General features: G+C 38.0%; 12 protein-coding genes. All 12 read left to right on the top strand.

All coding sequences use genetic code 11. The annotated features are described in order from the left end of the window. The first annotated feature begins 86 nt into the window (after window positions 1-86). Window positions 87-908, top strand: a complete 822-nt coding sequence (locus tag LOS73_RS12735) for a CPBP family intramembrane glutamic endopeptidase (RefSeq protein WP_457933777.1) — start codon at window positions 87-89, stop codon at window positions 906-908. 11 nt (window positions 909-919) lie between these two features. Beyond that, window positions 920-1,168 (top strand): hypothetical protein, encoded by a 249-nt coding sequence (locus tag LOS73_RS12730; RefSeq protein ID WP_096793202.1) that lies wholly within the window; start codon window positions 920-922, stop codon window positions 1,166-1,168. Between the two features lie 180 nt (window positions 1,169-1,348). After that, complete coding sequence (locus tag LOS73_RS12725) at window positions 1,349-1,729, top strand: hypothetical protein (RefSeq protein ID WP_007375720.1); 381 nt, start codon at window positions 1,349-1,351, stop codon at window positions 1,727-1,729. A 128-nt stretch (window positions 1,730-1,857) separates the two neighbouring features. Beyond that, a complete protein-coding gene (locus LOS73_RS12720) occupies window positions 1,858-2,316 on the top strand; it encodes a GAF domain-containing protein (protein ID WP_007375721.1) in 459 nt (152 codons plus the stop codon). Continuing rightward, window positions 2,316-2,594, top strand: a complete 279-nt coding sequence (locus tag LOS73_RS12715; protein WP_002961910.1) for a hypothetical protein — start codon at window positions 2,316-2,318, stop codon at window positions 2,592-2,594. Before LOS73_RS12720 ends, LOS73_RS12715 begins: the two co-directional genes overlap by 1 nt. A gap of 15 nt (window positions 2,595-2,609) precedes the next feature. Beyond that, window positions 2,610-3,260 (top strand): RNA chaperone ProQ, encoded by a 651-nt coding sequence (gene proQ / locus LOS73_RS12710; protein ID WP_457933776.1) that lies wholly within the window; start codon window positions 2,610-2,612, stop codon window positions 3,258-3,260. Between the two features lie 25 nt (window positions 3,261-3,285). After that, the gene (gene prc, locus LOS73_RS12705) at window positions 3,286-5,310 is read left to right on the top strand and encodes a carboxy terminal-processing peptidase (protein ID WP_007375723.1); all 2,025 of its coding nucleotides are present in this window, start codon (window positions 3,286-3,288) and stop codon (window positions 5,308-5,310) included. A 179-nt stretch (window positions 5,311-5,489) separates the two neighbouring features. Next, window positions 5,490-6,953, top strand: coding sequence for a Na+/H+ antiporter NhaC (gene nhaC / locus LOS73_RS12700; protein ID WP_007375724.1), 1,464 nt, complete (start codon window positions 5,490-5,492; stop codon window positions 6,951-6,953). Window positions 6,954-6,999: 46 nt separating this feature from the next. Next, entirely contained in the window at window positions 7,000-9,594 is a 2,595-nt protein-coding gene (gene pepN, locus LOS73_RS12695) for an aminopeptidase N (RefSeq protein WP_033039003.1), read from the top strand. After that, window positions 9,595-9,816 (top strand): DUF2835 family protein, encoded by a 222-nt coding sequence (locus tag LOS73_RS12690; protein ID WP_033014893.1) that lies wholly within the window; start codon window positions 9,595-9,597, stop codon window positions 9,814-9,816. A gap of 252 nt (window positions 9,817-10,068) precedes the next feature. Further along, a complete protein-coding gene (locus LOS73_RS12685; RefSeq protein WP_033039006.1) occupies window positions 10,069-12,168 on the top strand; it encodes a DUF1302 domain-containing protein in 2,100 nt (699 codons plus the stop codon). Between the two features lie 13 nt (window positions 12,169-12,181). Further along, window positions 12,182-13,546, top strand: a complete 1,365-nt coding sequence (locus tag LOS73_RS12680; protein ID WP_033028385.1) for a DUF1329 domain-containing protein — start codon at window positions 12,182-12,184, stop codon at window positions 13,544-13,546. Window positions 13,547-13,560 lie beyond the last annotated feature (14 nt).

Below are 13,560 nucleotides of genomic sequence, written 5' to 3'. Positions count from 1 at the left end.
TGAAATTTAGCCCTAATTGATCGATTTCATAATTAGTGATTGCCATGATTAAGTTGAATTTAAAATTGTAACTTAAGAAGGTACGTATGAAACATACAATTAAAGCACTGCTACTAATCACCACATTTATAGTTTGTCATTACATGATGAAAGAGTTCTGGGGGGATAACTGGGTAAGTGTCCTATCTGACCTTGATCAACAATCAGCCCTTTTGTTATTTCCTGCTAAATACTTGTTTATTTATGGGCCATTGTTAGTTGTGGCAACATTATTATTTAAACATGAGAGTTGGTACAACGTTTTAGGTGTCGACATTGAAGGTTTTCAACGTTATTTACTCGCAGCGGTAGTCTGTTGCACACCTATGGTGATAGGTTACGCTTATTTGAGTAACGCGCTAAACCTTTCAATTACGGGGATAATTACAGGTTCAATATACGCGGGAGTTTTTGAAGAAATAATTTTTAGAGCTGCTTTGTTCGGCGTGTTATTTCGTTTTTGTCGTTGGGGGTTTATTCCCGCCGCATTAATTAGCTCAACGATATTTGGTTTGGGTCATATTTATCAAGGACATGATGCTATTTCAGCTGTGATGGCTGTTGCAATTACAACAATCGCAGGAACTTGGTTTGCGTGGTTATTTTGCGAATGTGGATACCGTATTTGGTTTCCATTATGGATGCATATATTTATGAATGCGGCTTATGGCATATTTAGCATGTCAGGTGGTGCAGCAGGGGATTTAAAAGGCAATTTGTTCAAGGCAACTGCAATAATTTTAAGCATACTCTACGTAAACTTACTTATCCGTCGTGGTAAACCGCGCCAAATAACACTCTCTACACTATTTAAAAAACGTCCAGGTTTTTCGTCTCAGCATTATAAATTAGCAACACAAAACACTTGAAGGAGATAATAATGTTTGAATTATTTTTAATTATAATGATTTTTTTGTCGCCTTTTTTACTTTTAGTGCTAATTAAAAATTACTTTACCTATAAAACGACTACTAAAGAAAAGTCACTTTTATTACAAGATAAAAATCAGAAAAATACGATTGTTATGCTGCAAAGAAAGTTAGACGTTTTAGTTGAAAGAGTCATAGTGCTTGAAGAGTTGGCGATAAATAAAAATATCGATTTATCACAAAAAATAGCTCAGTTGTAACTACTGAGCTATTTGTTATTTCTTTTAAAAACTGGGCTTTTATTACTTTATTAAATTACCTAGCTTATATGTTGTATGTTTTATCATCATAAGTTACGACCATAGTCTCTATTTCTAAGCTTTAGATCTTGGTGCATGCTTAATACATTAAATTTTATACGCTGTATTAAGGATTATTAGATGAAACATCAACTTGCAAAAAGCGTCGCGCTTTCATTATTGTCCCCGGTGATTGTTGGCAGTTTATTAGGTTTGTATTATGCACTAGCGTTGCAGGGTGATTTTCTATCAGTGTTCTTTCAGCTATTGATGACAGCCATATCAAATGCACATATTGTAGGTTTAACAATGGCGGCTTTTGTTGTGCCGGGTTATTTACTCATGTTTAAGTATTCAAAAGTTAATTATTCAGGTGTTTTAACACTTGGGTTATTAGGTGGGGCTATTTTTAGTTATCTATTAAGTGCTTCAACAGGCGAGATATTTTTAATTAATAGTGTGATGTCTGGATTCGCCGCAGGACTATTTTTATTTGGCCTTCGTAATTGTGCAAAAAAATAATCGCAGAATTATTGACCAAGCGCGCTGATAAACAGCGCAATTTCCTTTTTTTTACCCTTTAAAGGTTCCAATTTTTAACGACAAAGAGTACCTTTAGCTACTGTCTGTTTAATAAGAAGTAGTTTGGTATGCAAAAGTACGATTTTTACCAGTCATTAGTTAAGCAAACTGAATCACTAATAGCTGGTGAATCTAATGTAATTGCCAATTTGGCAAATATAAGCGCGTTATTATTTACCTCTTTAGAAGATGTGAATTGGGCGGGTTTTTACTTTATGGATTCTCCTACTGAATTAGTACTAGGCCCGTTTCAAGGTAATCCTGCATGCATTCGTATTCCAGTAGGAAAAGGAGTATGTGGAACTGCTGCGGCAACCGCAGAAACACAATTAGTTGAAGATGTTCACGCTTTTGACGGTCATATTGCCTGTGATGCGGCGTCAAATTCTGAGATTGTTGTACCTATCTTGAAAAATGGTAAAGTATTTGCTGTTCTTGATATCGATAGTCCAAGTGTTGGTCGATTTGATACTGACGATAAAGCCGGACTTGAAGCGCTAGTGAAATGCTTAGAGGCGAGCCTGTAATGAAAGATTTGCTAAATGTTCAAGACTACCTGTTTGCTGTGCAAGATGTTGGCGACTGGGAAGGCGAAGAAGAACATGTAGCGGAAACGCTCAATGATTTGATTCATATTGCCTGGGATCGTCTTCCGGACGATTCTGAATGTGAATTTATTGATGAAACGATTAATGGTATTTGGGAACACCTTCGAGGCGATATGGCTGTAATAGAAGCCGACTTTGAAGAGCTGGTCGACTGGGTAACACACTACGTCGATTCGTCCCTTGATGAAAAGATGTGAAAAATAGGTTCTAAAATGGAAACCACAAACAAGCTAAAAGATATTAACGAAGTATTGGAATTTTTGTATCAAGAATTCCCACAATGTTTTAAACAAAAAGATGGCATCAAGCCGCTTAAAGTAGGTATTTTCAAAGATATCGCTGAGCGTATTGAAGGCTCTGACAAAGTAAGCAAGACTCAAGTTCGTCAAGCGCTCAGAAAATACACGTCTAACTGGCGTTATTTAGAAGCGGTAACTAAGTCAGAGTTTCGTATTGATCTTGATGGTAATCAAGGTGAAAAAGTTGAGCAAGAGCATATCGACCATGCACAAAAAGCATTGGAAGAAAGCCGCGCTAAAATGGCAAAACGTAAAAAACAACAACGTCCACGCCAAGACTCAGATTCTAAATCTTTTAAGAAAAAACCAGCGCATGCTAGTAAAACAGGTGATAAAAACGCTTCTGCAGCTAATAAACCTGCCAAAGCAGCGCCAGTTAAACGTTCAGGAAAAATTGAACCTTTACCAGCTACTGAGGTCAAGGTTAATAATAAGGTTAAGGTTAAACTTGGCCAAGCACTTGTAAATGCAGTAATCACTGAAGTGAACAAAGATGACGTTCATGTTGAATTAGTGACAGGCATGCAAGTTAAAACCAAAGCTGACAGTTTATACATCGTTTAAACTGTAAATAAATTAAGGAGTTTGTATGAGTAAAAAGTTTACGCTCATTCCGTTAGTTGCTGCCCTGTTTTCAGGTTCATTATTTGCTGCTGTAGAAGCCGTCACTATTGACGATTTACCACTGCTCAAGCAAGAAAGTCAACATGGTACTGCCAGCAAACGCGTGGCTAGCTTATTTACTCGTTCACACTATATCCCGGTTCGATTTAACGATGAGCTTTCTAGTAAAGTGTACGATCGTTATATCGAATCCCTTGATTTTAATAAAAGCGTATTTTTAGCAAGCGATATTGCTTCTTTTGACCAATACCGCGATGACTTTGATAACGCTATAACTACCGGCAAATTGGGTTTCACATTTGATATCTTTAATTTAAGCCTTAAACGCCGTTTTGAACGTTACGAGTATTCCCTAGCATTACTTGAAAAAGAAATGACCTTTGATAAAGAAGATGAATACTTTTTTGATCGTGAAGATGCTGCGTGGCCTGTATCTCAAGCCGAGCTTGATGAAATTTGGCGCGAACGTGTTAAGTACGATGCACTGCGTTTAAAAATGACAGGTAAAGATTGGGAAGGCATTAAAGAAGTGCTGACCAAACGCTATAAAAATGCAGAAAAGCGTTTAGTGCAATCAAATCCAGAAGATGCATTTCAATTAGTATTAAATTCTTTAGCACGCAGTATTGAGGCGCATACGTCTTATTTATCGCCGCGTCGTGCTGAACAATTTAAAATGGATATGGACCTAGAGCTCGAGGGCATAGGTGCAGTATTGAGTCCAGACGAAGATTACACAGTTATTCGCAGTTTAGTACCTGGTGGTCCTGCGGATAAAACAGAGCAAATTAAAGCCGATGACAGAATCATAGGTGTTGCTCAAGATGGTGAAGAATTTGTTGATGTTATTGGCTGGCGCTTAGATGACGTTGTTGATTTAATTAAAGGCCCTAAAGGTACTAAAGTACGTCTTCAGTATTTAAAAGGCGCTGATGCTCACGGCACACCAAAAGTTGTTGAAATTACCCGTGATAAAATCAGATTGGAAGACAGAGCCGCTAAATCAGAAGTTTTTGAAGCTAAATATTCAGATTTAACAAGCAAAGTGGGTGTGATTGAAATCCCTGGCTTTTACAATAATCTTTCGAAAGATGTAAAAGTTGAACTTGCTAAGCTTAAAGAGCAAAAGGTTGATGGGATTATTATTGACCTACGCCAAAACGGTGGTGGTTCATTATATGAAGCTACCCAGCTTTCGGGATTGTTTTTTGACCAAGGACCTGTAGTTCAAATACACACTTTAAATAACCGTATTGAAGAACAAAGAGACCGCGATGGCATTACCTATTATGATGGTCCACTTACGGTATTAGTTGATAGATACAGTGCGTCAGCATCAGAAATATTTGCAGCGGCAATGCAAGATTATGGCCGCGCAGTTATTATTGGTGAGCAAACCTTTGGTAAAGGCACGGTTCAACAGCACAAAGGCTTAGGCCGTGCTTATGACTTGTATGATAATGCATTGGGTAGCGTGCAATATACAATTGCTAAATTTTACCGCATCAATGGTGGTAGTACGCAACACAAAGGTGTGATTCCAGACATCTCGTTTCCATCAGCAATCGATCCTGCAGAATGGGGCGAAAGTAAACAAGACAATGCACTGCCTTGGGATAGCATTGTTAAAGCGAAATATAAAAAACTTGGTAATTTAACGCCAGTTATTACCTATCTTGAGAAGCAACATGAGGTACGAATTAAATCAGAACCTGAGTTTGGTTATGTATTTAATGATATTGCCTTATACAACGAAGAGAAAGATCGTAAAACGATCTCTTTAGTTGAAGCAGACCGCATTAAAGAAAAAGACGAAGGTGAGGCACGTGCACTTGTACGTACTAATGAACGTCTTAAGCGTTTAGGTAAAGATCCGGTAGAAAACTTAGATGATTTACCTGAGGTTATTGAAGAGCTTGATCCATTTTTAGAAGAAGCCGCTTTAATTACCCAAGATTATATTAACTATGGTCGCATAGCTAAGAAGTAACCGCTGGTTTTACCTCTATAAAAAAGGCGCTTTTGCGCCTTTTTTGCTACCTATAATTTACTAAATTGTTATAATCTCCCATTACATAAAGTTGAGCTAGATTATTAAAGTTCAATTAATGCGCTTTACGTGCTAAAAATAATAATTAAACACACATTGAGTGTGTAGGAGTCTCTACTTTGAAGCCATTGGAAGATAAACCAATCAAGCCTGCCTCGTTTTTTGATGCATTAGTTCCTATCTCTGTATTAATTTGCCTACTCGGCGCTGCCGTATACTTATTTGGTGATAATTCTTCATCAGGTCCTAACCAGATTGCACTTTTGTTCGCAACTTTTGCAGCTGCTTTAATTGGTCTTAAAAATGGTTATACTTGGAAAAAGTTAGAGCAAGCAATGATTGAAGGCATAACGCTTTCACTTGGTGCTATTCTAATTTTACTCATGGTAGGTGCATTAATTGGTACTTGGTTACTATCAGGAACTGTACCGACCTTAATTTATTATGGCTTACAGGTTATCAATCCGAGCTGGTTTTATGCAGCTAGCTGCTTAATTTGTGGCATTGTTGCAATGAGTATTGGTAGTTCGTGGACTACGGCTGCAACAATAGGTGTTGCTTTACTTGGCGTAGCAACCGGTCTTGGGCTTGAACAAACAGTAACAGCCGGCGCGGTTATATCGGGCGCGTACTTTGGTGATAAGTTAAGCCCACTGTCAGAAACTACAAATCTTGCACCTGCAGTTGTTGGGGCTGATTTATTTGAGCATATCCAACATATGTTATGGACGACAGTACCTAGCTTTGTTATTGCACTGATTATATTTATAGTTATGGGTTTTAATGCAACGGCTTCAAGTGAAGCAGGGCGTATTGACGAAATTACAGCTATTTTACAACAAAATTTTAATATTGGTTTTGAAATGCTAATACCACTAATTGTATTGTTAGTTTTAGCAATTAAAAAAATGCCAGCCTTTCCTGCTATCTCTATTGGTGCTGTTGTGGGCGCTGTTTGGGCCATGTTGTTTCAATCTGATTTAATTGCTAGCCAAATTGATGTCTCTCAAGGACAGTTAGTAGGCTACTTTAAGCTTGTTTGGACCACTTTTTTTGACGGTTTTAGCATAAACACCGGCGATGATAAAATGGACTCGCTACTTAGTGGTGGTGGTATGGCTGGAATGCTTACAACGACCTGGCTTATTATGACCGCACTTATGTTTGGCGCTATCATGGAAAAAACAGGTCTTCTTGATATTTTTGTTAAAAGTATTCTTAAAATAGCTAAAAGTACGGGATCGTTAATTGCGGCAACAATAGCAACGTGTATTGGTACTAACGTGATAGCTGCTGATCAATATATTGCTATTGTTGTACCCGGTCGTATGTTTAAAGATGAATATAAAAAACGTGGTTTGAAGCCTGTTAACTTATCTCGTACATTGGAAGATGGCGGTACAATTACCAGCCCATTAATTCCGTGGAACACTTGTGGCGCTTACATGCAAAGCGTTTTACTCATAAATCCGTTTGACTATGCACTGTACGCTTTCTTTAATTTAATTAACCCTGTATTAGCGGTTGTTTATGCCTATTTAGGTATTAAAATTTTACGTATCAAACCAAAACAATCGGCCTAATTTTAAACAGCTCTTTTAAATTTAAAGGAGCTGTTTTGGAGCATCTATGACTGAATCAAGTAAACCTCAAGCACAATATCTTAAAGACTACAAAGCCCCAGACTTTTTAATTGACCACACTGAGCTAACATTTGACTTACAGCCATTAACAACGAAGGTAAGTTCCTTATTAACACTTACACGAGTAGGTGATAACAAAGCACCCTTAGTGCTTGATGGTATTGATTTACGCCTGCTCTCTTTATCAATTGATACTGTTGATATAACGGATTATGAAATTATTGGCGAGCAACTAATAATTAATAATCTACCGGATAGTTGCCAATTAAGTATTGTCACCGAGATATCACCTGAGACTAATACTTCACTAGAAGGTTTATATTTATCAGGTGGTGCGTATTGCACGCAATGTGAGGCTCAGGGGTTTAGAAAAATAACCTATTACATGGATCGCCCCGATGTTTTATCTACATTTGATGTGACCGTAATTGCAGATACAAAATTTTCTCAGCTCCTATCTAATGGTAATCAAGTAGACAGTGGTGAAACTCAAGATGGGCGTCATTTTGCTAAATGGCAAGACCCGTTTAAAAAGCCAAGTTATTTGTTTGCTTTGGTTGCTGGTGATTTTGATGTATTAAAAGACAACTATATTACTCAAAGCGGTAAAAATGTTGAACTTGCTCTATTTGTAGATAAAGGTAATTTATCTAAAACACCACATGCTATTGCCTCACTTAAAAAAGCAATGCAGTGGGATGAAGCGCGTTTTAATTTAGAATATGACCTAGATATTTATATGATTGTAGCCGTTGATTTTTTCAACATGGGTGCAATGGAAAATAAAGGTTTAAACATATTTAATAGTAAATGTGTTTTAGCCAACCAAGAAACAGCGACAGATAAAGACTATCATACGATTGAATCTATAGTAGGGCATGAGTATTTCCATAACTGGACAGGTAATCGAGTAACGTGCAGAGATTGGTTTCAGTTATCGCTTAAAGAAGGTTTAACTGTATTTAGGGATCAAGAGTTTAGTAGTGACTTAGGCTCTCGTGCGCTTAATCGAATTGACGCTGTAAAAGTAATGCGCACACACCAGTTTAGCGAAGATGCTGGCCCTATGGCTCATCCTATTCGTCCAGAAAAAGTTATTGAAATGAATAACTTTTACACGGTTACTGTGTACGATAAAGGCGCCGAAGTAATCCGAATGATGCATACATTATTAGGCGAGCCAAACTTTCAAAAAGGTATGGCACTCTATTTTGAGCGCCATGACGGACAAGCTGTTACTTGTGATGATTTTGTAAGTGCAATGAGCGACGCATCAGGCGTTAACTTAGATCAGTTTAAACGTTGGTATAGTCAAGCAGGTACATCTCGTTTAAATGCTATTCAAAACTTTGATCTGGATTCAAATACATACAGTTTAACAATTGAACAATTTGCACCGCTGAACCAGCAAAGTAATGCACCTTTGCACATTCCATTTGCAATTGAACTGTTAGATGTAAATGGACAAAGTATTGAGCTTGAGTACCAAGGCGAAAAAGTTAACCACGTTCTAAATGTAACTCAACCATCACAGACATTTCACTTTGATAATATGACTGCTAAACCTGTTGCAGTATTACTTGAAGACTTTTCTGCTCCATGTATTTTAAACCAAGAGACAGATGAACATGAGCTACTTCATATTATGCGTTTCGCACGCAGTGACTTTTCTCGTTGGGATGCACAGCAGCAGCTATTTATTAAAGCAATGAAAGCGAATCTAAACAGTGTTGAAAGTGTTGGGCTTAGTGATGAGATAATTAATGCGCTTCGTGGATTAGTTAATGAAAAACAGGGCGATCTAGCGCTTATTGCAGAGCTATTAAAATTACCAAGTTTTGATACGTTGGCTGCTGAATTTGAAGTAATTCCAGTAGATGTAATAGTCAATATTGCTGAGCAATTTGAAAGGCAAATAGCGGATGAGTTAATTAACGAGTTTATAACGTGTTTTGAATCGTTAATCGATGATGGCAGTGTAAATGCAAGCGCCGTTGCAATTCGGTCTTTAAAGCAGCTATGCCTTCATTACCTTGCTAAAACTAATGACCCGCACGCTGCTGATTTTATTAAACATGCTGCAAGCTCAAAAAATATGACGAATGTTTTAGGTGCACTAAGTGCCGCTGTTAAAGCGTCACATGAGCTATGTGAAGAATTGTTAAACTACTTTGATAGTCAATGGCGTCACGATGTATTAGTAATGGATAAATGGTTTGCTTTGCAAGCGATGCAAACTGGTGACAATGCAATTGATAATATTAAGGCGCTTTACGAACATCCGTGTTTTGATTTTTCAAACCCCAATCGTGTACGAGCACTTGTAGGTAGCTTTAGCCATTTCAATACGTCTCAGTTTCATCGCCTTGATGGTAAAGGTTACGCGCTCTTAGGTGATTTACTCATTAAATTAAATGCTATAAACCCTCAAAATGCATCTCGTATGCTAACGCCGTTTATGTCGTGGAAGCGATACGATAATACACGTTCAACAGCAATGAGACTGCAACTAGAACGTTTAGCTAATTTAGATGGGTTAAGCGCCGATTTATTTGAAAAGGTTGAAAAAGCACTTAAGTAAATGATCGAATATTATTTTAATTTAAGATTGAGCTACAGCGAATGCATGGATTACTACCATGGTCGTTTTAGCTCATTGCAGGTTGTCGAAGATGGCGGGAAAACAGTGCGTTTTTCTGCTAATCACTTAAGGCCATTTATTACTAGCTTAGGTATAAGAGGGCGTTTCAGAATGTTACTAACCCTTGAAAATAAATTTATTCGTATTGAACGAGTGGCTTAGTACGCTGTTTTTATGTTATAAAATCATAAAATATTGTCTTTTTGTTAATTTCAATTTGTTCTATTGTTAAATTACGTGTATAAATTATCTGGTACGACGTCTTACCAATACGTAAACGTCAACCAGAATGAAAATATATAACAGATTGAATGCGACTATTTGTAATTTATCCATTTCGCTTCTATCGTTACGATTACACTAAAAACAATAACTTGATCACACAAAATGACCCGCGACAGGGGGGAACCAAAAATGATAAGAAGATCGCTTTTTGTTAAAAATAAAATCGCTATAGGTTTAGCAGTCGCTAGCCTTGGTTTATCAACAGCTAATGTACAAGCTGCAACATTTGAAGCCGGAGGGTTTGATATTACCTTCGATTCAACCTTTTCATATGGGCAAAGTGTCCGTGTAGAAGACCGAGACTTTAGCTTAATTGGTAAAAGTAATAACCCGGCGTTTAACTGGGCAGGTTACAATCCTGCGTTAAGTAATACCGTTTATTCATCTCAAGATGTGTGGGCTCAACCAGGCTCTTACTCAAATAATGGTGACGCGGGTAATTTGAATTTCGATAGTGGTGATTCATTTTCTAAATTATTAAAAGGTACACACGACCTTTCAATAAATAAAGACAACTACGGTTTGTTTACACGTTTTATGTATTTTTATGATTTTGCCTTAATGGATGGCAATCATGCATATGCTAATCCTACATCAGGTCAAGGTGTTGACCCATGTGACGATAAAGATACTAAAGCACAAAGTTGCGCCGACATTCGTTTATTAGATGCGTTTGTTTGGGCTGATTTTGATTTAAATGACGGTAACAACCCATTATCAGTACGTTTAGGTCAGCAAGTTGTTAACTGGGGTGAAAGTACGCTTATATCTCATGGTATTAATGTAAACCCTGTAGATATAGATCGTTTAAAAGCACCTGGTGCTGAGCTTAAAGAGGCATTCATTCCGGTGGGCATGTTATGGGCTTCATTGGGTATAACAGACAATATTACGCTTGAAGGTTTTTATCAGTATCAATGGCAAGAAACGCGTTTGCCTGCAGCAGGTACTTACTTTTCTACTAATGACTTTGCGGCAGAAAATGGTTATCAGCAAAATGTTCAGTTAGGTTTTACATCTAACCCTGATATTGATGTTGCATTTTTAACTGATAGTCTAAACAACCTAACATCTGACTTTGCTTTAGCGGCAGCTGCACAGGGGATTGATCCATCTAGTGCTGAAGGCAGTGCTTTACTTGCTCAAATGTACCTTGCTTACCCCACTAAAGTTGCACTTAAAGGTAAAGGCGGTAACGGTAAAACAGAACCTGAAGATGGCGGCCAATACGGTTTACGTTTAGGTGTATTTTTGCCTGAATTTAATGATACTGAAATTGCACTGTATCATGTGAATTATCATAGTCGTCGTCCGCTTATATCTGGTCGTGTATCAAACTTTACTCAAGCAGCTATTGCACAAGATTTAGCAATGATTATGGCAACAGAAATTACGTCTGATAATGTTGCTGATTTAACTGCTTTCTCTAAAGCGGAAAACGATTACCCTGAAGATATCAAATTATACGGTTTAAGTTTTAATACCACGATAGGCGAAACAGCCTTTGCCGGTGAATTTGCTTTTCGTCAAGATGAACCACTGCAAATTGATGACGTTGAATTACTCTACACAGCAATGCCTGAACAGTTAGCTGTTGCGGGTATTCGTCCTGATTTTGCGGGTATTTCGCAAATGAGTTTTGGTGATGCTATAAGCTCAGTTGGCCCAGGTGAAGTTGCCCAAGGTTATATTGAACGTGATACATCACAGATTCAGTTCACTGCGACCCATTTATTTGGCCCTTCGTTAGGTGCTGATAGCTGGGCTGTTGTTGGTGAAGTGGGCGCTGTAAAAATTCACAATATGCCTGAATACGATGAAATGCGCTTAAATGTATCTGGCACTGGCCGAAGTGGAACAATTACGGGTCCAGGTACTACCGATTATTCAACGCTACAGCTTGGTTTATCAAATGGTGCTGAAGAAAAGTCTTTTGCAACCGCTTCTTCTTGGGGTTACCGCTTAATTGCTAAAGGTGATTATTTTAATCTCTACAATGGTATTAACTTTTCACCACGTTTTGTTTTCTCTCATGACGTAAATGGTAATACACCAGATCCTATGTTCTTGTTTATTGAAGACCGTAAATCTTTAGGTGCTACCATGAACTTTAATTACCAAAATGCATGGTCACTTGATGTGAGCTATAACTCATTTTGGGGCGGCGGTGGTGTTAATACATTCTCAGACCGCGATTACGTTTCTTTCAATTTAAAATATTCTATTTAGGGGTAACATTACCATGATTAAAAAACCTACCCTCATTGCTACTGCTTTTTGTAGCTTGTTTGCAAGCAGCGCGGCATTAGCCAAATTAAGTGCTGATGAAGTTGCTCACTTAGGCCAAGATTTAACGCCAATGGGTGCAGAAAAATCAGCCAATGCTGATGGTTCTATTCCTGCATGGAATAACGGGATTACATCTGCGCCAGCAGGTTATGAACCTGGTATGCATCATCTTGACCCGTTTTCAACAGATAAAGTGCTTTTCACTATTGATAAAAGTAATATTGAAAAATACAAAGCAAATTTAAGCCCTGGGCAAATTGCTTTATTTGAAGCGTATCCAGACACGTTCAAAATGCCAGTATACGAAACACGTCGTTCTGCTTCGTATCCTCAATTTGTTTATGATGCAACGAAAAAATTTGCAGCAACGGCAGAGCTAGTTGAAGGTGGTAACGGGATTAAAAATACTGCAATTGGTATCCCTTTCCCTATCCCTAAAACTGGTTTAGAGGCAATTTGGAATCACTTATTGCGCTATCGTGGCCAATCTATTGAGCGTTTTGGTGGACAAGCTGCACCAACCGCATCAGGTTCTTACAATTATGTTGGCTTTGATGAGCAATTATTAGTTAAATATTCAGACCCAAGCGCAACACCAGCTGAGCTACAAGACTCAAACATTTTGTTTAAGTTTAAACAAAAAGTAACAGAGCCTGCTCGTTTAGCGGGTACAGCGTTATTAGTTCATGAAACGATGGACCAAATATTAACACCACGCCAAGCTTGGACGTATAACTCAGGTCAACGACGTGTTCGTCGCGCACCTAACGTGGCATATGATGCACCAGGTACTGCAGCGGATAGCTTACGTACTACCGATGACTTTGATATGTTTAATGGCTCGCCTAATCGTTACAATTGGACGTTAAAAGGTAAGCAAGAATTATACGTACCGTATAACAGCTATAAGCTACATAGTGACAAACTTGAGTACGATGATATTTTAATGCCTGGCCATATTAACCCAGAACATACACGTTACGAAAAGCACCGTGTTTGGGTTGTTGAAGCTAACTTGAAAGATGATACACGCCATATTTATAAAAAACGTGTATTTTACATTGATGAAGATAGCTGGCAGGTACAGGTCACTGATATTTATGATAACCGCGACCAACTTTATCGTGTAGCAATGGCTTATGGCCTTAACTATTACGAAGTACCTACACAGTGGAGTACGCTTGAGGTTTACCATGATTTGAACTCTCGTCGTTATTTAGCAATTGGTTTAGATAACCAAGAAAAAATGTACGATTTTTCACAGTCATTTAACGATAACGAATTTACTTCAAGTGCTTTACGTCGCGCAGGTAGATAGTATTAAACTCGGCA

The sequence above is a fragment of the Pseudoalteromonas sp. SCSIO 43210 genome, assembly GCF_054133285.1.
Note: the sequence above shows the minus strand (reverse complement) of the source record. Positions and strands in the feature narration are given on the sequence as shown.